At 34.5% G+C, this 21,031-nt stretch carries 21 protein-coding genes; 14 read left to right on the top strand and 7 right to left on the bottom strand.

What is annotated here, in order from left to right; genetic code table 11:
* The first annotated feature begins 34 nt into the window (after nucleotides 1-34).
* The 13 genes from DM447_RS03230 (at nucleotide 35) to DM447_RS18230 (ending at nucleotide 13,294) form a co-directional block, all read left to right on the top strand.
* A complete protein-coding gene (locus DM447_RS03230; RefSeq protein ID WP_112179875.1) occupies nucleotides 35-2,485 on the top strand; it encodes a beta-glucosidase family protein in 2,451 nt (816 codons plus the stop codon).
* A gap of 35 nt (nucleotides 2,486-2,520) precedes the next feature.
* Nucleotides 2,521-3,156: a hypothetical protein gene (locus DM447_RS03235; protein ID WP_112179876.1), complete on the top strand. Its 636-nt coding sequence runs from the start codon at nucleotides 2,521-2,523 to the stop codon at nucleotides 3,154-3,156.
* A gap of 13 nt (nucleotides 3,157-3,169) precedes the next feature.
* Nucleotides 3,170-4,186: a glycosyltransferase family 2 protein gene (locus DM447_RS03240; protein WP_112179877.1), complete on the top strand. Its 1,017-nt coding sequence runs from the start codon at nucleotides 3,170-3,172 to the stop codon at nucleotides 4,184-4,186.
* 297 nt (nucleotides 4,187-4,483) lie between these two features.
* On the top strand, nucleotides 4,484-6,928 hold the full coding sequence (locus tag DM447_RS03245; protein WP_112179878.1) for a glycoside hydrolase family 3 C-terminal domain-containing protein: 2,445 nt from the start codon (nucleotides 4,484-4,486) through the stop codon (nucleotides 6,926-6,928).
* A 222-nt stretch (nucleotides 6,929-7,150) separates the two neighbouring features.
* Complete coding sequence (locus DM447_RS03250; protein WP_112179879.1) at nucleotides 7,151-8,749, top strand: xylulokinase; 1,599 nt, start codon at nucleotides 7,151-7,153, stop codon at nucleotides 8,747-8,749.
* A gap of 237 nt (nucleotides 8,750-8,986) precedes the next feature.
* Nucleotides 8,987-9,361 carry a YbaN family protein gene (locus DM447_RS03255; RefSeq protein ID WP_112179880.1) on the top strand — a complete coding sequence of 125 codons (375 nt, stop codon included), beginning with the start codon at nucleotides 8,987-8,989 and terminating at the stop codon, nucleotides 9,359-9,361.
* A gap of 230 nt (nucleotides 9,362-9,591) precedes the next feature.
* Entirely contained in the window at nucleotides 9,592-10,284 is a 693-nt protein-coding gene (locus DM447_RS03260) for a 2-phosphosulfolactate phosphatase (protein ID WP_112179881.1), read from the top strand.
* Nucleotides 10,281-11,045, top strand: coding sequence for a phosphosulfolactate synthase (locus tag DM447_RS03265; RefSeq protein WP_112179882.1), 765 nt, complete (start codon nucleotides 10,281-10,283; stop codon nucleotides 11,043-11,045). The genes DM447_RS03260 and DM447_RS03265 overlap by 4 nt, the downstream gene beginning before the upstream one ends.
* A 37-nt stretch (nucleotides 11,046-11,082) precedes the next feature.
* Nucleotides 11,083-11,481, top strand: a complete 399-nt coding sequence (locus DM447_RS03270; RefSeq protein ID WP_112179883.1) for a VOC family protein — start codon at nucleotides 11,083-11,085, stop codon at nucleotides 11,479-11,481.
* A gap of 263 nt (nucleotides 11,482-11,744) precedes the next feature.
* Nucleotides 11,745-12,143, top strand: a complete 399-nt coding sequence (locus tag DM447_RS03275; RefSeq protein WP_112179884.1) for an HIT family protein — start codon at nucleotides 11,745-11,747, stop codon at nucleotides 12,141-12,143.
* A 49-nt stretch (nucleotides 12,144-12,192) separates the two neighbouring features.
* On the top strand, nucleotides 12,193-12,690 hold the full coding sequence (locus DM447_RS03280; RefSeq protein ID WP_112179885.1) for a GNAT family N-acetyltransferase: 498 nt from the start codon (nucleotides 12,193-12,195) through the stop codon (nucleotides 12,688-12,690).
* Between the two features lie 123 nt (nucleotides 12,691-12,813).
* Nucleotides 12,814-12,963: an aspartyl-phosphate phosphatase Spo0E family protein gene (locus DM447_RS03285; RefSeq protein ID WP_232824158.1), complete on the top strand. Its 150-nt coding sequence runs from the start codon at nucleotides 12,814-12,816 to the stop codon at nucleotides 12,961-12,963.
* Nucleotides 12,964-13,132: 169 nt separating this feature from the next.
* Nucleotides 13,133-13,294, top strand: a complete 162-nt coding sequence (locus DM447_RS18230) for a hypothetical protein (RefSeq protein ID WP_157967342.1) — start codon at nucleotides 13,133-13,135, stop codon at nucleotides 13,292-13,294.
* Nucleotides 13,295-13,405: 111 nt separating this feature from the next.
* Here DM447_RS18230 and DM447_RS03290 read toward each other — a convergent pair whose 3' ends face one another.
* The 7 genes from DM447_RS03290 to DM447_RS03320 form a co-directional block, all read right to left on the bottom strand.
* A complete protein-coding gene (locus tag DM447_RS03290; protein WP_112179886.1) occupies nucleotides 13,406-13,828 on the bottom strand; it encodes a disulfide oxidoreductase in 423 nt (140 codons plus the stop codon).
* 3 nt (nucleotides 13,829-13,831) lie between these two features.
* Nucleotides 13,832-14,503: a DsbA family protein gene (locus DM447_RS03295; protein WP_112179887.1), complete on the bottom strand. Its 672-nt coding sequence runs from the start codon at nucleotides 14,501-14,503 to the stop codon at nucleotides 13,832-13,834.
* Nucleotides 14,504-15,214: 711 nt separating this feature from the next.
* Nucleotides 15,215-15,835 (bottom strand): hypothetical protein, encoded by a 621-nt coding sequence (locus tag DM447_RS03300; protein ID WP_112179888.1) that lies wholly within the window; start codon nucleotides 15,833-15,835, stop codon nucleotides 15,215-15,217.
* 165 nt (nucleotides 15,836-16,000) lie between these two features.
* Entirely contained in the window at nucleotides 16,001-17,044 is a 1,044-nt protein-coding gene (locus DM447_RS03305; protein WP_112179889.1) for an ABC transporter substrate-binding protein, read from the bottom strand.
* Nucleotides 17,045-17,153: 109 nt separating this feature from the next.
* The gene (locus DM447_RS03310; protein WP_241964554.1) at nucleotides 17,154-18,014 is read right to left on the bottom strand and encodes an ABC transporter permease; all 861 of its coding nucleotides are present in this window, start codon (nucleotides 18,012-18,014) and stop codon (nucleotides 17,154-17,156) included.
* Entirely contained in the window at nucleotides 18,015-18,719 is a 705-nt protein-coding gene (locus DM447_RS03315; RefSeq protein ID WP_241964555.1) for an ABC transporter permease, read from the bottom strand.
* Between the two features lie 106 nt (nucleotides 18,720-18,825).
* On the bottom strand, nucleotides 18,826-19,605 hold the full coding sequence (locus DM447_RS03320; protein ID WP_112179890.1) for an ABC transporter ATP-binding protein: 780 nt from the start codon (nucleotides 19,603-19,605) through the stop codon (nucleotides 18,826-18,828).
* Nucleotides 19,606-20,095: 490 nt separating this feature from the next.
* Here DM447_RS03320 and DM447_RS03325 point away from each other — a divergent pair, with 490 nt between their 5' ends.
* Nucleotides 20,096-20,986, top strand: a complete 891-nt coding sequence (locus DM447_RS03325) for a nitrilase-related carbon-nitrogen hydrolase (RefSeq protein ID WP_112179891.1) — start codon at nucleotides 20,096-20,098, stop codon at nucleotides 20,984-20,986.
* Nucleotides 20,987-21,031 lie beyond the last annotated feature (45 nt).

Consider the following 21,031-nt stretch of genomic DNA (forward strand, 5'->3'; position numbering starts at 1 on the left):
GACTACCGCTGAAAACATAAAAGAGGACTGACATATGAAAAATGTGGATGTAATTAAAAAAAAGACGTTTAAATATAGAGAGATAATTGAAAAATTGACGTTAGAAGAGAAAGCTTCATTAATGTCAGGGAAAGATTTTTGGCAAACGCAAGATATAGAAAGACTTGGAATAAATAATATCTTTCTAGCTGATGGCCCGCATGGTATAAGAAAACAAGCGGAAGCAGCTGATCATCTTGGACTGAATGAAAGTATACCGGCAACTTGTTTTCCGCCAGCAGCAACAGTAGCTAATAGTTGGAATACTGAACTAGGAGAAAAAATTGGACAGTATCTTGGAAAAGAGGCAGTAGCACAAAAGGTAAATGTATTACTGGGCCCTGGTATTAATATGAAGAGAGATCCATTGTGCGGAAGAAACTTTGAATATTTTAGTGAAGATCCTTATCATGCTGGCCAAATGGCTGCAAGTTATATAAAAGGAATTCAATCAAATGGCATTTCTGCATGTGTGAAACACTTTGCCGTGAATAACCAGGAAGAAAGACGGATGTCTATTGATACAATAGTGGATGAAAGAACACTGAGGGAAATCTATTTAACTGCATTTGAAATAGCTATTAAAGAAGGTAAAACAAAAACGGTTATGTCTTCTTATAACATGTTAAATGGTGCCTATACCAATGAGAACATTCATTTAATGAGAGAAATCTTACGTAATGAGTGGAACTTTGATGGTGTTGTTGTGACTGATTGGGGCGGAAGTAATGACCGGGTGGCAGGACTTATAGCTGGAAATGAGTTGGAAATGCCTACGACTGCTGGTGAGACGAATCAAGAAATTATTGAAGCAATTAAAAGTGGGGAAATTAAAGAGGAAGTTTTAGATGAATGTGTAGACAGAATACTTGAACTGATTTTTACAACAGAGGAAGTATATGAGAAGCCTTATAAAAAAGAGTTTGATGTTAAAGAACATCATAAAGTAGCGCAGGAAGTTGCAGAAGAGTCAATCGTCCTTCTTAAAAATGAAAATAATATCTTACCGCTTAAGAACAGTGTTAAAGTTGCTACTATTGGTGACTTTGCAAAAGAAGCTCGTTATCAAGGTGCCGGATCATCGGTTGTTAATCCAACAATTTTAGATAATACGTTAGATTGTTTAGAGGAATCAGGAATTATTAATATTGGTTATGAACCTGGATTTGAACGCTATGGAAAGAAAAGTAAGAAAAAAATAGATAAAGCATGTGCGCTTGCAAAAAACGCAGATGTTGTTCTTTTATATATTGGTTTGGATGAGGCTACCGAAGCTGAAGGATTAGATAGACAAAACATGAAAATTCCTGAAAACCAAATAGAGCTATTAAATGCTTTGCACGAAGTTAACCCGAATATTGTGGCGATTATTTCTAGCGGTGCTGCAGTAGAAATGCCGTGGATAGATAAAGTGAAAGGCTTATTACATGGTTATTTAAGTGGTCAAGCAGGGCCAAGGGCAATTCTTAGGGTTTTAACAGGTGATGTTAATCCTTCAGGAAAATTAGCAGAAACATACCCAATTCGTTATGAGGATACACCTGCTTATCACCATTTCCCTGGTAAGGAAGTTAGTGTTGAATATAGAGAAGGAATGTTTATAGGTTATCGTTATTATGATACAGCAAAAGTAAATGTTCTTTTTCCTTTTGGTTATGGACTTAGTTATACGACATTTGACTACACAGATATTCAAGTAGATAAACAAGGTGTTACATTTAAAATAACAAATACAGGAAATAGTGCGGGAATGGAAAGCGCACAACTATATGTAGGATGTAAATCAGATGAAATTTTCAGACCAGAAAAGGAACTAAAGGGCTTTGTTAAGGTATTTATAGAAGCTGGAGAATCAAAGTTTGTAACGATCCCTTTTGATGACAAGACTTTTCGTTATTTCAATGCAAAAACGAATCAGTGGGAAATAGAAACAGCGGATTATGTAATCAAGGTTGGTGCATCAAGTGCGGATATTAAATTAGAGGCAAGTCTTTTTGTTGAAGGCACAAGTGCACCAAGTCCATACGATAAAGAAAAGCTTCCTTCCTATTACTCTGGAAAAGTAAACAACGTAAATATTGATGAGTTTGAGACGCTTCTTGGACGAAAAGTACCTGTCTCTACATGGGATCGAACAAAACCACTTGGATATAATGATTCGATTGCACAGTGTCAATATGCAAAAGGTTTATTCGCTAGGTTTGTATTTCACTCCATAACATTTTCCCATTGGTTCCTTAGAAAAATAGGAAAAAGAAGTACTGCAAATCTTATCATGATGTCAATCTATCATATGCCCTTTAGAGGAATCGCTAGAATGACAGGTGGCATTATCAACATGCAGATGTTGGATGGCATTTTAATGATAGTAAACGGTCAATTCTTTAAGGGATTGAAACATTTGTTAAATGAAAGAAAGATAATGTTAAAAAGTCGCTTAAGTTAAAAAAATGTTGGCGCTGGCGGCAAAGGAGAGGTAAAATGAAGAGTGAAAGAGTGGAAGATAAAAAGAATAAAAAAGGACTAATTGGGTTTTGGAAGAGATACAAGGAAAATCATCCTAACATTGCACAATTTTTAGTGTTCTTTCTGCTAAGTAATGGAGTGACCGCGCTACAACTTATTTTAATGCCTGTCTTTAAGAGTATCTTTGCCCAAACATCATTAGTAAGTACTAGTTTTCAAGTATTACAGGTTGGGCAAACCTTTGATGGTAGTGATTACTATGTATTTGATTATGCTGCTGGAGCTCTCTCAGCAGGTGGTGGTGGGGGTCTTGCTTACTTTCTTGCAGTCCAAATAACAATTGCTATTGCGCAGATTATTAATTTCTTTGCCCAAAGAAGCATCACGTTTAAATCAAACTCTAATATTTGGAAGGCATTCTCTTGGTATTTAATTGCCTACATTATTATAACAATTGGTGCAGCTGCAGCTCAGGGAATTTATAAAGCTCCTATTTATAATTTATTAATGAACACGTGGGGTTTTGGTGCTGCAGGTGAAACAACAGCAGATGTTATTACAATGATCATAAACAGTGCAATTGCCTTCTGGGTATTCTTCCCGATATTTAAAATTATTTTCAAACAAGAGCCAGAAACAAAGGCGAAGTAAAGGTAGTGTGAGTATGAAAATATTATCAGTAGTTATACCCTGCTATAATTCACAAGATTATATGAGATATTGCATAGAATCCCTCCTACCTGGAGGGGAAAACGTAGAGTTACTGATAGTTAATGATGGCTCCGTTGATCGAACTGGAGAAATAGCAGATGAGTACGCAAATAAGTACCCGACTATCATAAAAACAATTCATCAAGAAAATGGTGGGCACGGAGAAGCTGTTAATGCAGGCATCCGAAATGCTACGGGATTATATTTTAAAGTAGTAGATAGTGATGATTGGGTAGACATAAGGGCATATCTTAAAATATTAGAATCTTTAAATGATCTTTTTGTAGAAGAAACATACGTTGATATGATGATTAGTAATTTCGTCTATGAAAAAGAAGGTGCAAGGTATAAAAAGATCATGAAATATGATAACGTCCTTCCAGAAGGAATAGTTTTTACCTGGAGTGATATAAAGCCATTTCGTAAAGGGCAGTATATTTTGATGCATTCTGTTATATATAGAACGAATTTACTTAGAGAGTGCGGATTAGAGCTACCGAAACATACTTTTTATGTTGATAACTTGTATGTTTATCGACCGCTTGAGCACGTTAAAAAAATCTTCTATGTCAATGTCGATTTTTATAGATATTTTATCGGCAGGGAAGACCAGTCGATTCAAGAAAATATTATGATAAAAAGAATTGATCAACAGATTAAAGTCAATAAACTCATGATAGATCAAGTAGAGTTAAAGAATATTAGAAATCCAATGCTCCAGCATTATATGCTTAGACATTTGGAAATTGTTACAATAGTATCTGCAATTTTATTAATTCGTTCAGGATCAGCAGAAAACTTGAAAAAGAAAAAAGAACTATGGAAGTATATTAAAGATAAAGATATTCATTTGTACCATAGTCTTAAATACGGGATTATGGGCGGGTTGATTAATTTACCAGGTCGTGCAGGACGTCGTATTTCTGTAGGGGCATATAAGATATCACAAAGGTTAGTAGGTTTTAATTAACTAAAGAATTGTAGGAAGATCTACAATATATACATCACATCTTGAAAATTAAAGATATGAATAATGAGGACATCATTTTGATGTCCTCATTATTTTTTACTGGAATATTTTACAATTCCTTGTTCTAGATTACTAGTAATATCATAATTTTTCTTGAGTAAGAAGTATTAGAAAATATATGGATTCTATAGTAAAATACTTTTATAGTATTAAGTTAAATATTGAATCATAATACAAATAATGTTTCGGCAGTATCTCTTGAAGGAGTGCCACTGAAAATTTAAATGAGGAATTAAGATGAAGTATAAAGACATAATTGATCAAATGACACTAGAAGAAAAAGCGTCTATGATGTCGGGAAAGGACTTCTGGCAAACACAAGATATAGAACGTTTTGATATTCATAGCATGTTTCTTGCTGACGGACCACATGGTATTAGAAGACAAGAGATAGCTGCAGACCAATTAGGTTTAAATACTGGTATACCTGCGACTTGCTATCCAACTGCTGCAACTGTTGCTAACAGTTGGAATGCTGAACTGGGAGAAAAGGTTGGAGATTATCTTGGGGAAGAAGCCATAACGCAAAAAGTAAATGTCTTACTTGGACCAGGAATTAATATGAAAAGAAACCCCTTATGCGGACGAAATTTCGAGTATTTTGGTGAGGACCCTTATCATGCAGGTAAAATGGCTGCCAGCTACATTAGGGGCATTCAGTCTCATGGTGTTTCTGCGTGCGTAAAGCATTTTGCAGTTAATAATCAGGAAGAAAGACGTATGTCAATTGATACGATAGTAGATGAAAGAACGCTAAGAGAAATTTACCTAACTGCTTTTGAAATAGCAGTAAAGGAAGGTAAAACGAAGACGATTATGTCTTCTTATAATAAGGTTAACGGTGATTATACAAATGAAAACCAACATTTGATGAACAATATTCTAAGGGGAGAATGGGGTTTCAATGGTGTTGTGGTCACGGACTGGGGTGGAAGCAACGATCGTATAGCCGGACTTTTGGCTGGAAATGAACTAGAAATGCCAACAACAGCAGGAGAAACCGATAAAGAGATTATTGATGCGATTAAAACAGGCAAGATCGAAGAAAAAGTATTAGATGTGTGTGTAGATAGGTTACTAGAACTTATCTTTTCTACTAATGAAGTTTTTGAGAAGTCTTATAAGCAGGAATTTGATGTAGAAAAACATCATAGAGTCGCTCAGAAGGTGGCGGAGGAGTCGATTGTCCTTCTAAAAAATGAAGATAACATGTTACCGCTTAAATTCGGGAAAAAGGTTGCTGTTATTGGTGATTTTGCTAAAGATGCGCGATATCAAGGTGCTGGGTCATCGATTGTAAATCCAACGATACTTGATCATACGATGGATTGTTTTGAGGAATCTGGAATCGTTAGTATAGGCTTTGAACAGGGTTTTGAACGTTATGGAAAAAAAAGTATAGATAAAATAAATAAGGCTTGTACATTGGCTAAAGAAGCAGATGTAGTGTTTTTATATGTAGGCCTTGATGAAGCTAGCGAAGCTGAAGGTTTAGACAGGCCTAATATGAATTTGCCAGATAATCAGGTCGATTTATTACATGCACTATATGAAGTTAATCCAAATATTGTTGCAATTCTTTCTTGTGGATCAGCTGTTGAAATGCCTTGGATTGATAAGGTGAAGTGTGTTTTACATGGATATTTAGGCGGACAAGCAGGAGCAAGGGCTATTCTTAGAGTTCTATCAGGAGATGTGAATCCATCAGGTAAACTGGCCGAGTCTTATCCACTTAAGTATGAGGATACGCCGTCCTATCATAATTTTCTAGATAACGAAGCGAGTGTCGAATATAGAGAAGCCATGTACATTGGCTATCGTTATTATGATTCAGCAGATGTGGATGTTCTCTTCCCATTTGGTTTTGGTCTTAGCTATACCACCTTTGATTATTCTGATATTCGTATCGATAAAGATGGAGTAACATTTAAATTAACTAATACGGGCGACATAGCAGGAATGGAAATTGCCCAATTATATGTTGGGTGTAAATCTCAAGTTATTTTTCGTGCTAAAAAGGAATTAAAAGGGTTTGATAAAATATTTATTAATGCTGGTGAAACAAAGACAGTAGCAATTCCCTTTGATGATAAGACTTTCCGTTATTTTAATGTTAAAACGAATCAGTGGGAAATCGAAGAAGCCGATTATGAAATAATGATTGGTGCATCGAGCACTGATATTCGGCTAAAGGATACTATCTTTGTAGAGGGTACAGAAGCACCTTTACCATACGATAAAGAAAAATTACCATCCTATTATTCAGGTCAAGCAAACAATGTTAGTAAAGATGAGTTTGAAAACCTACTTGGACGTAACGTACCTGTTTCAACTTGGGACAGAAGTAAGCCTCTAGGATACACGGACACTATTGAACAATGTCAGTATGCAAAAGGGTTGTTTGGGCGTATTACCTATCACTTGATTGTGTTTATACATTGGTTTTTAAGAAAAACTGGGAAAAGAAATACAGCTAATTTAATTATGATGTCTATCTATTATATGCCGTTTAGGGGAATTGCTAGATTAACAGGTGGTGTTGTTAATATGCCGATGTTAGATGGTATCTTAATGATGGTGAATGGGCATTTCTTTAAAGGATTAATACATTTCATAAAAGAGAGAAGAAAGAAATTGAAGATCTCTAGAGGTAATATCGTAGGAAAAGAAATAAGTAAATAAAAATATATGTCATTCCAGTCCCGCTAACCTATCAATTAGTTGGGACTTTTTTGTAATCCGTTTACTTTACATATTTTATAAGTTGAGATTAATTGTACGTTTATCAATTAAAAGATAACGTATTCAAAAATAAGTTGTCCGTACATTTAGGATTGTAATAGTTACTGATTTCTTTTATAATAGACTTATCGATTTATTTATCTATAATTGGGGGAAAATAATATGACACGTGATCTGAAAAATGTGATTGAAAAGGGAAAAACAGTACTTGGTATTGAATTTGGTTCAACTCGTATTAAAGCAGTTCTAATTGGAGAAGATAACGCTCCAATTGCATCTGGAAGCCATGACTGGGAAAATAGTTATGTAAATAATACGTGGACCTATAGTATTGAAGATATTTGGAAGGGTTTACAAGACAGCTATAAAAAATTGGCTGAAGATGTAAAACAAGAATATGGTGTTACTTTACAAACTGTGGGAGCAATCGGATTTAGTGCTATGATGCATGGTTATATGGCTTTCGATAAGGAAGGGGATCTTCTTGTACCTTTCCGTACTTGGCGTAATAACTTCACTGAACAAGCTTCGAGTGAATTGACAGAACTGTTTAATTATCAAATTCCACAGAGATGGAGTATTGCTCATCTGTATCAAGCTATCTTAAATCAAGAAGAGCATGTTGCCGATATTAGCTTCCAAACAACACTTGCTGGTTACATTCATTGGAAACTAACTGGAAATAAAGTTCTGGGAGTTGGAGAAGCCTCTGGTTTATTTCCAATTGACTTGAATACGAAGAAATATAATCAAACAATGATTGATCAATTTAATGAATTGATTGCACCGAAGAATTTACCGTGGAAATTTGAAGAAATTGTTCCTGAAGTATTGCTAGCGGGCGAGAATGCTGGAATTCTTACAGAGGAAGGCGTAAAACTTCTTGATCCTACTGGAGAGTTGAAGGCTGGTATTCCTCTTTGTCCACCAGAAGGTGATGCAGGAACTGGTATGGTTGCAACAAACAGTGTAGCAAAACGTACTGGTAATGTTTCTGCTGGTACTTCTGCATTTGCAATGGTGGTTCTGGAAAAAGATTTGTCTAAAGTACATCCTGAAATTGATCTGGTAACAACGCCTACCGGTAACTTGGTAGCAATGGCTCATTCTAACAATTGCTCTTCAGACTTGAACGCATGGGTAGGAATCTTTGAAGAGTTTTCAAAAGCAATGGGCATCGAAGTTGATACGAATAAGTTATATGAAACGTTATTTACGCAAGCGTTAAAAGGAGATCCAGATGGTGGTGGATTATTATCATATGGGTATCTCTCCGGCGAACATATAACGCATTTTGAAGAAGGTCGTCCGCTGTTTGTTCGTTCATCCGATAGCAATTTTAATCTGGCTAATTTCATGCGTGTTCAGCTATTCACAGCGTTTGGTGCAATGAAAGTAGGGATGGATATTCTACTTGAAGAAGAAAAAGTAAACCTGGACGAAATTTTAGGTCACGGTGGAATATTTAAAACAGAAGGTGTAGGTCAAAATTTCTTAGCGGCCGCATTTAATGTTCCTGTTTCTATTATGGAAACGGCAGGTGAAGGTGGAGCATGGGGGATCGCCCTGCTTGCATCATATATGGTAAACAAAGATGCTAATGAAACGTTAGACGAATTTTTAAATGAGAAAGTCTTTGCGAATCAAGCAGTGAGTACGGTATCTCCAGATCCAACAGATGTAGAAGGCTTTGATAAATTTATGGAACGTTATACGAATGGTCTTGCAATTGAAAGAGCAGCAGTAGACAATCTTAAATAGTTTATAATTTTAAAAACGCGAGATAAGATATTAATTTATCGTTTCGCGTTTTTTATTAGATTTTATGTCCGATCTCGCAAAAATAGTATTTGTGATGTTAGGGCTTTTTTTATTTATTGGATAGTTTTTAGCTACACTTATATAAGCAAGTGTAGTTGATCAATTGTGGAAACTAATGATTAAATTGTTTATAATAAACGGTAAGTTAAAGAATACGGTAAAACAGGGAGTAATAAAATGTTTATTGTTATAAAAAAGGTTATATACATTTGCTTTGGATTTATATTTATGACTATTGGTTTCCTCGGTGTTATTTTACCGTTATTACCTAGTATTCCGTTCTTAATCTTAGCATCTATCTGTTTTTTTAGAGGTTCAGAAAGATTAGATACTTGGTTTAAAGGAACACCACTGTATAAAAAACAAGTGGAACCATTCCTGAGAGATCGATCACTTACAATAAAACAAAAGATTTGGATTAATATACTAGCTGATTCGATGATCTTAATTTCCATATTTATTGTTGAATTTCTATGGCTTAAAATTTTGCTAGTACTAATCGCATTTTATAAGCATTATTATTTCATTTATCATATTAAGACAGTGAAATAAGATATAGACAAACATGAACGCTAATACCCCCGATTGATTCACTATCAAGAGCAAAAATCCTCAACAAATTGAAGTTTACCTATCCCACTAAATTTCTTTAAGGCTGATAAAATTGTAACGTATATGAAATAGGCGAATATACTTTGGATATGTCAGATGGGTAATTAAGGAGAGGGGGTACTAACTTCTTCCAAGTATGAAGAGACTCCTTACAAGTTAGGAGAAAGATGATGCAGATATACATTTATCAAGGGGCAACAGCACCACCAACTGTCGCAAGTATTACGATTGTGATTGATGTAATTCGAGCATTTACAGTAGCTCATTATGCTTTTCTTCAAGGGGCAAATCGTATATATCTTGCTGAGAAAGTAGAACAAGCATTTCAGATAAAGAATGAGCATACAGATTATCTGTTGACGGGAGAAATTGATGGTCTAGCTATTAAAGGATTTGATTTAGATAACTCGCCATATAATATAAAACAAAAGAACCTTGTAAGAAAGACGCTTATTCAAAAGACAACGAACGGTGTAAAAGTTACGTTAAATTGTTTGTCATCCGAGCATATATTTGTAACTGGATTTACTAATGCGAAAAAAACAGCAGAATTTATAAAAAATAAATTAATAACTAACAAAATAAAGGTTATAAATATCATTGCTTCCCATCCAAATGGGGATGATGATCTTGCTTGTGCTACATATATAAAAAGTATATTAGATGGGTCTAATTCTATGTCGAATAAAGAGGTCAAGGAGAGAATTATACATTCTCATGTAGCAGAAAGGTTTCTTGATGAAGGCAACGTAGCGTTTAATTTTGAAGATATTCTTTATTGTATAAAAGAGTTAAATACGAACTTTGTCATGAAAATAAATAAGTCTAGTGAAATACCAGTGATTGAGAGGGTTAATGTATGACAGAAATGAAATTAATTCTACCATCAAGGGCTATAAAACCAAGAGTAGATGGCTTAACAATCTTAATTGACAATGGAACACCTTTAAACCTATTTATGGATACGATCAATAGTTCAAAAACTTATATCGATTTTATCAAATTTGGTTGGGGTACATCTCTAGTAACAAGTTTTATAGAAGAGAAAATTGATTATTTAAAAGAATATGGCATTGAGTTTTTCTTCGGTGGTACATTATTCGAAAAGTTTCTTAGCCAGGGTAAAGTTGAGGAGTATTATAACTATTGTCGAAAATTTGCTTGCAACTATGTGGAGATATCTAATGGAACCATCGATATATCCAATAAATTAAAAGCTACGTTTATTAAAGAATTCTCAAATGAATTTACAGTCTTTGGTGAGGTTGGTAATAAAGGCGCTTTGGCATCTAATGAGCAGGATTCTTCTGAATGGCTAGAATATATTCAAGAAGAAATAGAGGCTGGTGCAACAAAGGTTATTACAGAAGCAAGAGAAAGTGGCACTAGTGGAATATGTAAGGAAGATGGAGATATTCGAGTTGATATTTTTGATCAAATAATTGATTCTGGTATCCCTCTCGAGAAATTAATTTTTGAAGCACCAAATAAAAAAATGCAGGCTTTTTTTATTCAACAGGCAGGTACGAATGTTAATCTTGCCAATATTGCTTTATCAGATGTTGTCTCCTTAGAAACGTTAAGATTGGGTTTGCGGTCTGATACATTTAACCTTGAATGTTAAATAAGGTGGAAAAATCACATGCAGTGAGGTGGATATGATGCGAAGTACAAATAAAGTGTTTCATTTAGCAATTCCATGTAAGGAATTAGATGAAACAGTAGTTTTCTATGAAAAATTGGGTTGTAAGCTTGCCAGAAGGTATGATGATCGCGTAACCTTTGACTTTTTTGGGGATCAGATCGTATGTCACTTAAGTCCAAATGATGTTGATGAAAAGCCTAAAATGTATCCTCGTCATTTTGGAATTACTTTCTTGGATAAGGATGAATATGATGAAGCATTAGAATTTGCAAAGGAAGAAAAGCTTCCTTTTTTCAAAGCAGAAATGGTTAGATTTAAAGGTAAACAAGAAGAACATATGACGTTCTTTTTGATTGATCCTGCTAATAACTTATTAGAATTCAAGTACTATCATGATAAGAGTATGGCTTACTAAATATTACTAATTGTATAGTTAAGAGGAATGAGAGGCTGTGTTTTACTTGATGCAGTCTCTCATTTGAATAGGTGTTTATTAAAGCGTTCATAGCATTGTTGGCTTACTATTGGAACTTACACGTTCATTTTCAATATATTACTATGTTATATTACGGTAAGGATGATTAAAGTGTCGGAATCGTGTAACCTAGTAATAGTATCTTAATTGTCTTGCTTTTCTATAAAAATATTTTTAGAAAAGTAGAAAGAAGGAGCTTTGTTATGAAAAATTGTGTGTTTTGTAATCCGGATTTAGATTCAAATCAAAAAGTTGTTCTCAGTAATGAATACTGTGTGTTTTTGCAGTTAGAGCAAGTGCAATTAAAAGGTAGTTTGCTTGAAGGTGCTGGAATAATTATACCAAAAGAACATAGAGAAACAGCATTTGATTTAACACCCAATGAGTGGGAGGCGACATATAATCTACTTCAGGAAGTGAAAAAATACATAGATAAAAAACATCATCCCGAAGGCTATAATTTGGGTTGGAACTGTGGAGAAGTTGGAGGGCAACATATTTTTCATTCTCACTTTCATGTTTTACCAAGATATAAAGATGAACCTCTTGCTGGTAAAGGAATTAGATATGCACTTAAAAGTGAAAAGAATAGTAGAAAATAGTTAAATTTTAAATAGTATAAATCGCGCTTTTTATAGGAGGTTTTGATAAATGGATTTTATAATTAGGATTATGGAAGAAAAGGATATAAAACAAGTTCAAAATATCGCAAAACTAACTTGGCATGCTACATATGAAGGGATAATCCCATTTGTTATTCAAGATAAATTTTTGGGTGCAGCATATAGTGATGAATCGATGATTAAGAGATTAAAACAATCAGATTTATATATAGCGACAAGCGGTGATTTAATTTTAGGATTTGCTAATTTTTATTCTTTAAAAGAAAAAGGAGAAGTTGAACTTGGAGCTATTTATATTCATCCGGATCTTCAAGCTAGAGGGTTGGGAACTGCTCTATTAAATAAAGGTATTAATAAATCGAAAACTACAGAGAAAATCTTTTTAGATGTAGAAAAAGAAAACCTTCCAGGAATAAACTTTTATAAAGCAAAAGGATTTAATGTCTTGCATGAATTTGATGATAATCTTTATGGCCATCATACGAAAATGTTAAGAATGTGCTTACAAGTAAAAGAAGTAGTATAACCATTCTTTAGGCTAATCTAGTAAGTTTATTTTTGTATTTTAAGGTCAATTTAAGATAATGTTGTTAAATTACCCTTATTAAGGTTTAAGTAATAATAACTATATTACAAGGGTAGTGTAAATGTGAGCAAGCATTTAACAATTGATACACATATTGAAGAATTAAGGTTAGCGATGTATGAAGCTTATTCAAAAGACCCAGATGGGGCTGAGGTATTAAGAATATCTAAACAATTGGATGAATTAATAAACATAGCACTAAAGAACCCCTAACTCAATTCTTTACAAAAATAATTGATTTACTTTAACATATAATACAAAATGTAACTAGCTGTAAAATTACTGTATTAAGTGGAAGGAGAACTATAATGTATACTAATAATAAAGTATTTGAAATGGAGTAAATTAGATATGAGCATGTTCGTTTATAGGAGGCGTAATCTTGGATAAAATTATAAACCAAAATTCAGAAATGACATTTTCTCAATATGTAGTCGTATCTATTCTTTCTCTTATTACGTTAAGAAAGATTAAAACAGTAGAGAGAATAAGAATAAAATTAAAGGAAAAAGTGGAAGAAGCTAATGATAGTAACAGAGTCTAGGGAATATAGTTTACTAATCAAACCTTAATTAAGGACTCCGACTTTTTAAATAAGTTGTAATAGAAAAGGTGCAAATCCCATGAGAATTGCACCTTTTCTATTACAACTTATTTATTTTTTTGGAATCTTTATAAGAAGCATAATAATTATTATTAGCGTAAACGCTGTAAATGCTAGTAATGGGATAGTGATAAATCCATACCAGTCAATATAAGAATTATTACATGAAACGCCATTTACACATGGTTTTATGTCAGCAAAACCAGGTACTTTCTGCTTAAGGTAGTGATAAAGAGAAATTAACCAGCCAATGCTAGCTAATGGAAGAACGTATTTTTTTATGATCAAATCATTGTTAAATGCACTGATACCAAGAATAATTGTCAATGGGTACATAAGTATCCGTTGGTACCAGCATAACTCACAAGGAGTAAAACCACGTATTTCACTAAAATAAAGACTTCCAAGCGTTGCGATTACAGAAACGATCCATGCAAAGTAGAGATAAAATTGTTTCCACTCAAACTTGGTCATATTTTAGCTAGCCTCCAATGCGCTATCTATCGCATTTTGGATTGATTCATAATTAAAGGGGTCTTCAATAACTATTCCATTAATCATAATGGTAGGAGTCTGTTGGATATCAAATGCATTTACTATATCTGTATCCTTATTTACTTCGTCAATTTGTGTGTTATCATCAATAGCGGTTTCTAATTGTTCTGTATCGATGTTTGATACACTAGAAGCTAGTTCAAGCATTTTACTCTTGGTAACCCATTCTTGACTATCACTAGGTTGCGCTTCGAAAATTGCTTCATGATAATCCCAGTAAGCATCAGGATTTTGATTATAAACGGACTCTGCTGCCAAGGAAGCTAATTGAGACTCTTCACCGTGAAACAAAACGTTAATAAAAGAAAATTCAACATCACCCGTATCAACATAATCACTTACTAGTTGTGGAAGTATATTTTCTCCCCATACTTTACAAGCAGGGCATTTAAAATCTCCAAACTCTACAACTGTAACAGGTGCATCTGATTCACCCATTGTAGGTTGTCCCTCAATAGAAGGTTGTCCATCAGAGGTTTCTGTATTTGATTCAGAGTTGTTATTGTTAATTAGAACCACTAAGGCTACAATTAGTGCAACAATAATTAAAGAGATAATCATTACAATTTTTATTGGTGACTTTTTACTTTTCATTTTAACACCTCTCCATCTTCATGTTCTAAAATTATTGTATCATAGAATTATATAAACTATTAAGTTAAGTATGTTAAAAATAATAAAACAAAGATCCGTCACATGAATAATTGAGCGGATTTTTTCTGTTTTTTTATTTTATTTAATATTTTTCTAAAAGGTTGTTGTTTATGAATGAATTTTATAAACTCCGACATAGCGTTCCTTCCGTCGGTATTACCATCAACTGCGACATAACTTATACAATTACCACGCTCTGAAAATCCACTACGCTTCCCGCAGGAGTCGTAGTGGATTTTCATCACTGGTCGGTAATAATGTGTTTATTGATGAAGTTACAATATCAACAATTACAGACTTTTTCGGAATTTAAGTTCTTTCTAGCGAAGGAAGCAAATGGATGACACTCCTGTGGGAACAGCAAATGTTTTCGATGGGATGAGTAATCGCAATCCCACAAGTTGAAGATCCACTCGGAAAGCGACTTTTGCTTATCCGAGTTAGCTGAGACTGTGCCCACGGAAAGGGAATCCATTTACTGACGTAGCGGATAAGGAAGTCTCACTAAGTCGCTGTTTCTTTCAAGTATGTGTGTATTGAAAATCAACAATCTTTGCAAAAAATGTCCTTTAATTTAATTATGGGGTATAAGATAGAGGAGTGAAAAAGGGTGAGGCTTATTTATTTTAAATCTTATTGAAATACTTATATTTAAAAACATTCAACTTCAATTAATGCATGACTTGGAATATAGATATATTTGTTAAATTGATCGATTAAAATTAAAGACATCTCATTTGGAAATTGATTATTAATTAATTGACGTTCTGCAATCCATCCGAACGGCAATCCTTCGACATCACAGATAGTAAAGTCCTGTTTATCTTGGTGATCAATGAATAATCGTAACCCACTACTACAAAGATCCTTACCTAAACGCTTAACAGCTATCACAAAAGTAGTCTGTTTAGTTAACATAGAGCGTTCTTCAGGAAATGCAGAGGTAATAATTTCGTTTATCTCAATCGCATTTAATCCATCAGAAACAAAAATAGTGTCTGCGTTATATAACTCTACGTATTTAGCCTTTGACTTGGACTCTAATAAATTGGCTATCTCATTACTTTTTTTTGAAATAAATCCAAATGTCATGTTTTCCTCTAATAGTGATAGAGCGATAGTTATTAGATTTTTAGGTGCACCTAACCTGTTTAACACATCAATTGTTAAAAACGGTTGAAAAGCACCAGTGTATTTTAGTATTTCCATACTTTTTAAATCCTTTGTACTAGTGTTGTTATCAGTTAAATACTCTTCTTTTAAACTAATCATTGATTCTCCTCCTTTATTAGAATGTTGTTTCTACATTTACTGTAACGCAAAATGGAGTAACTTTGGTTAAGTTAGTGTTAAAGCTTTGTTAAGTTTTAAATGAAAAGAAAAAAGCCTTAATCCACTATCAATCGGATTAAGGCTTTTACTAATAGAACGTATTGATTATTCATTAACCATTTCCATAATCTCATGGGTATAAGCTGTATCTAAGTCTGCGGGTTCTTCAATAACACCATATTCAAGTGCGATGTCTGCTGTTTGCTTAAACATGGCATCATCAATTTGACCTATGTTTGCTGGATCAAAACCTTCAGGTAGAATTAATTTTGCAACTTCCTCCATCATTTTTAATTGGTGGTCTCTTGATGTGCTTCCTTCTTCAGCCTCTGCCATCACGCTATCTACAGCTGCTTCAGGGTCTTCAATGGCAGCTTCCCAACCTTTTAAGGATGCTCTAACAAATTTAGCTGCAGTTTCTTTATTTTCTTCTAACCACTCAGTGTTAGCAAATAAGTTATCTTCTAACATTGCAACTCCTTCATCGTTCATATCGATCACGTTTAAATCACTCTCAGGTATGCCTTCTGCAAGTACTACTTGATATTCGTTATATGTCATTACTGACGCAGCATCAATTTCTCCAGATAAGAACTGGTCCATCGTAAAACCTTGTTTGACAAATGATAAATCTGCATTAGGATCTAAACCATATTTATCAAATAAAGCTAGTACTTCAAATTCATTTCCTCCCATCCAGTTACCTACATTCTTACCGGCCAAGTCCTCGGGTGATGAAATGCCAGCTTCAGTTTTTGAAACTAATAATAAACCACTTTTTTGGTATACTTGAGAAATTTGAACAAGTGGTAATCCTTCTTCTTGGTGAGGTAGTAAACTTGCTACCCAACCGATGCCGATATCTGCAGCACCATTTGCTACTTGTTGTTCTGGTACAATATCTGGTCCACCTGCTACTATTTCAACAGCTAAACCTTCATCCTCAAAGTAGCCCTCTTCAAGCGCCATAAAGTAACCAGCGAATTGTGCTTGTGGTACCCATTTTAATTGTAGTTTCACAGGAACCAACCCATCATCGGAATCACTAGAAGCAGAATTATCTTCTCCACAAGCTGCTAAGACAAACAGTAACATGACAGAAACAAAAAACACGACAAAGCTGCGGTTTATTTTCGCTTTTCTAATCATAATTTTCCCCCTCATTCAATTTTGTTCCGTATAAATTAGGTGTTACTATATGTGATCAGCCGAATAGGTATAATTCGGACGGTTGAATGGAATAAAATAGCCTGGCTAACTATGCGCGTTGAGAAGTGTGCCATTTTAGAAAGGTCTTTTCCATTCTTTCGACAATTAAATAGAAAATAACACCAGCAATAGCTGCTACAATAATACAAGCCCATCCTAAAGGCATTTTTGCCACTTTTATAGAGTTGGACAATAGATAACCAAGCCCCTGTGAGGAAAAGAAAAATTCTCCAACAATAGCACCTATCATACTTGCGGTTGTATTTATTTTTAGAGCTGTGAAAACAAAAGGTAAACTATTTGTTATACGTAAATATCGAAATACCTGGTTTTTATTCGCTGCATAAGAATGCATTAAATCAAGCGCTAAAGGGTTAACCATCCGCATTCCTTTATGTGCATTTATCGCCATTGCGGCCATTGTCATGATAGTAACAATCGCAATTCTTGACCCCATACCTGAACCAAACCATAGATTCATAATAGGTGCCAAAGCAACTATAGGTACGGCGTTTAAGGATGCAATCAGCATGAGGCCACCTTTTCCCCATCTAGGCCATGCGGTTGCAACTAGAGCTATAATAAACCCTAATGAAGATCCTACTATCATGCCTAATACAGCCTCTGTCATGGTATAACCTGCATAGGAAAAAAGAAGGGAGTAATTTTCGATTAATGCTTCCATTATTGTTGAAGGTATAGGTAGTTGGTATGTTTCTAAACTTAAAATTCGATGAAAAACTTGGAACTCCCATAACAATGCCATAACAATGCCGGCTATTAAAGGTAGAAACAGTTTTTTAAATTCTATGTTTTTTTTAGGTTTTTTCAGTCTTGAAGTTTTCGTTTTTGAATGGACTGTTACTTTGGGCTGTCTGTTTTCTGTATTAGCCATTGCTTTATTCTCCATCTAAGCATCACCTCCAGATCGGAAATCTGGTTGCCATGGTGCTATAATACGTTCAATTAAACTAATTAGTAAATAACTAATGAGTCCTAGTAACGCACCGACAATAACAGTTGACCAAAACATATAATTATGTGTCGGACCGTAATAAAGATTACGTAGCATAATGACACCAAGACCGTTTTGTGCACCCATTAATTCAACTAAAATTGCACCTGTTACTGCAAGTGGTGCTGCTATTTTTAATCCACTGAATAACCCAGGTATCGAAGCTGGAAAGCGTAACTTCCAATAAACCATCCAAGGTTTAGCTGCAAGAGAGTGCATGAGTTCAAGAGCGGATGGATCTACACTTCTAAGGCCTCTCAACATGTTTAGTGCTACAGGAAAAAAAGTAATATAACCAGCAATTAGAATACGCGCCATTTGTTCATCTCGAATAATACCGTATACGATTGGTGCTAGACCTAAAATTGGAATCATTTGCGATGCGATTGCATAAGGAAATGTTAATTGTTCAATCCATTTTGAAACACTCATAAGCACTGCTAAAAGAATACCTAAAATTGCCCCTAATATAAATCCTATTGCTGCGTTGGAAAAAGTAGCAGTTCCTTCAGTGTAAAGCGTGCTTCCGTATTGTGTGAACGTGTAGACAATTTCATGAAGATATGGGATTTTAGACTGAGCCATAGTTGTTTCTGTCATATGCAACAAAAGCCAAGAACCGAATTCCCATATCACAAGGAATCCAATTAGCCATATAAAAGTAGGGAACCACCGGCTTTTTAAGATAGTGTGCATGTTCATTGGATTACACTCCTTCAAAGCTATTACGAATATCTGATATGAGTTGGAAAAATTCTGGACTATTCCTCATTTCTTGTGTGCGCGGTCTAGGCAAAGGAATATCTACAATGGAAGATAACCTACCTGGATGTGGGGACAATACAAATACTCTATCTGATAAGAAAATGGATTCAGGTATGCTATGGGTAACAAAAACGACTGTACTTTTAACTTTGCTCCAGATTGATAAAAGTTCTTCATTTAGATGTTCACGTGTAAATTCATCTAGCGCTGAAAATGGTTCATCCATAAGTAATATTTCAGGTTCAATTGCTAAAGCTCGAGCAATGGCTACACGCTGCTGCATGCCACCACTTAATTGCCAAGGATACTTGTCTTTGAAATCTTCTAATCCAACTAATTCGAGTAATGCATGGACTCTAGCTTCGCGCTCTGCTCTTTTTATCCCCATCATTTCTAATGGTAGATTAATATTTTGTTTAACCTTTCTCCAATCGTAAAGGACCGGACTTTGGAATACGATCCCATACTTTTGTGCTAATCTTGCTGCACGTGCTGATTCTCCTGCTATTTTTATTTCTCCTTTGGTTGGTTGAATTAGATCTGCCATAATTCGGAGTAAAGTCGTTTTTCCACAACCTGAAGGACCGAGCAAAGATACAAATTCTCCTTGTTTTATATCCACAGTAACATCTTGCAATGCCAAAATTTCCGAGGTATCCGTTTTGTAAAGCATGCTAACGTGATCTAACTGAATTTCTGGAGTGTTTGCAGCTATTACCATTGAAATCTCCCCTTCCTGAAAATATCATGCCCTTAATAATACTTAATTGTAAGATTATTTAGCAAAAAAGGTGTCAAATTAAAACGCATGTTATGTTTCTTTACATGTTAAAGGTTTCTTCCTTCTATAACATTAGACAAAGTGTTAAAAGAGTAGTCTAAAATTGTTTCACTTTATCAAATGTCTTTAATTGAATGTATTTAGATTTCATTTCTTCTATATATATTTCTTTTAAATTAAATAATTAGATAAGGCGTGTTTGATGTAAGAGAACCTAACAAAGTCTTTTTACATAGTGCGTAATTGACTAGCGTTTTGTTTTACATGTTGTATAAATGAATACTTCGCTTTTAATTGTATAATTGTAATTATAGTTAATATAGTAAAAGGAGGGCTCTTCCTAAAAGTACCATTCAGGAAGTAATCCTAGTATTAATTATCTAAAAATTCAGATTTAAGTAGCTTTCTAATTGTATAAGGAGGGGTTTAAATGACTGATAAAATTACGATTGGTTTAATTCAAGCGAAAAATGATGTGGATGGAAATGAACCTGTTGCGGTTCATAAAGAAGCTGCAATCGAAAAACATATTAAACTTGTGCGAGAGGCAAAGGAAAAAGGTGCTCAAATCGTATGCCTTCAAGAAATCTTTTATGGTCCATACTTTTGTACTGAACAAAATACAAAATGGTATGACGCTGCTGAAGAAATTCCAAATGGACCAACAACAAAGTTATTTCAAGATATAGCTAAAGAACTTGGTATTGTTATTGTATTACCTATTTACGAAAGAGAAGGAATTGCTACTTATTATAATACTGCTGCTGTGATTGATGCAGATGGTAGTTACTTAGGTAAATATCGTAAACAGCATATCCCTCATGTAGGAGTAGAAAAAGAAGGGTGTGGCTTCTGGGAGAAGTTTTATTTTAAACCAGGTAACTTAGGCTATCCTGTTTTTGATACTGCTTTTGGAAAAGTCGGTGTGTATATTTGTTATGATCGTCACTTCCCAGAAGGTGCTAGATTGCTAGGACTAAATGGCGCTGAGATTGTATTTAATCCGTCTGCGACAACTGCAGGTTTATCAGAGTATTTATGGAAGCTTGAGCAACCAGCACACGCCGTTGCTAATGGCTATTACTTAGCTGCGATTAATAGGGTTGGTTTTGAAGGACCTTGGAATATGGGTGAATTTTATGGTCAAAGTTATTTAGTTGATCCAAGAGGTAGTTTCGTTGCTACAGGTAGCCGTGATCAAGATGAAGTAATAATCGGCGATGTGGATAAAAAGTTGATACGTGAAGTGAGAGATACATGGCAATTCTATCGTGACCGTAGACCAGAAACATACGATGAAATGACTGCGTTGCTTCCATAAGAAAAATAAAGATTCCTACTAATTGAAGTTTTACTTTATTACGAG

The organism is Paraliobacillus zengyii, from assembly GCF_003268595.1.
Lineage (GTDB): Bacteria > Bacillota > Bacilli > Bacillales > Amphibacillaceae > Paraliobacillus_A > Paraliobacillus_A zengyii.

Bases quoted from the DNA above. Each gene is read 5' to 3' on its own strand.
- DM447_RS03325 (WP_112179891.1), top strand. From the start codon at position 20,096: ATGACTGATAAAATTACGATTGGTTTAATTCAAGCGAAAAATGATGTG.
- DM447_RS03275 (WP_112179884.1), top strand. From the start codon at position 11,745: ATGAAAAATTGTGTGTTTTGTAATCCGGATTTAGATTCAAATCAAAAA.
- DM447_RS03245 (WP_112179878.1), top strand. From the start codon at position 4,484: ATGAAGTATAAAGACATAATTGATCAAATGACACTAGAAGAAAAAGCG.
- DM447_RS03305 (WP_112179889.1), bottom strand. From the start codon at position 17,044: ATGATTAGAAAAGCGAAAATAAACCGCAGCTTTGTCGTGTTTTTTGTT.
- DM447_RS03310 (WP_241964554.1), bottom strand. From the start codon at position 18,014: ATGGAGAATAAAGCAATGGCTAATACAGAAAACAGACAGCCCAAAGTA.
- DM447_RS03300 (WP_112179888.1), bottom strand. From the start codon at position 15,835: ATGATTAGTTTAAAAGAAGAGTATTTAACTGATAACAACACTAGTACA.
- DM447_RS03240 (WP_112179877.1), top strand. From the start codon at position 3,170: ATGAAAATATTATCAGTAGTTATACCCTGCTATAATTCACAAGATTAT.
- DM447_RS03280 (WP_112179885.1), top strand. From the start codon at position 12,193: ATGGATTTTATAATTAGGATTATGGAAGAAAAGGATATAAAACAAGTT.
- DM447_RS03295 (WP_112179887.1), bottom strand. From the start codon at position 14,503: ATGAAAAGTAAAAAGTCACCAATAAAAATTGTAATGATTATCTCTTTA.
- DM447_RS03315 (WP_241964555.1), bottom strand. From the start codon at position 18,719: ATGACAGAAACAACTATGGCTCAGTCTAAAATCCCATATCTTCATGAA.
- DM447_RS03290 (WP_112179886.1), bottom strand. From the start codon at position 13,828: ATGACCAAGTTTGAGTGGAAACAATTTTATCTCTACTTTGCATGGATC.
- DM447_RS03235 (WP_112179876.1), top strand. From the start codon at position 2,521: ATGAAGAGTGAAAGAGTGGAAGATAAAAAGAATAAAAAAGGACTAATT.
- DM447_RS03230 (WP_112179875.1), top strand. From the start codon at position 35: ATGAAAAATGTGGATGTAATTAAAAAAAAGACGTTTAAATATAGAGAG.
- DM447_RS03320 (WP_112179890.1), bottom strand. From the start codon at position 19,605: ATGGTAATAGCTGCAAACACTCCAGAAATTCAGTTAGATCACGTTAGC.
- DM447_RS03250 (WP_112179879.1), top strand. From the start codon at position 7,151: ATGACACGTGATCTGAAAAATGTGATTGAAAAGGGAAAAACAGTACTT.
- DM447_RS03255 (WP_112179880.1), top strand. From the start codon at position 8,987: ATGTTTATTGTTATAAAAAAGGTTATATACATTTGCTTTGGATTTATA.
- DM447_RS03260 (WP_112179881.1), top strand. From the start codon at position 9,592: ATGCAGATATACATTTATCAAGGGGCAACAGCACCACCAACTGTCGCA.
- DM447_RS03270 (WP_112179883.1), top strand. From the start codon at position 11,083: ATGCGAAGTACAAATAAAGTGTTTCATTTAGCAATTCCATGTAAGGAA.
- DM447_RS03265 (WP_112179882.1), top strand. From the start codon at position 10,281: ATGACAGAAATGAAATTAATTCTACCATCAAGGGCTATAAAACCAAGA.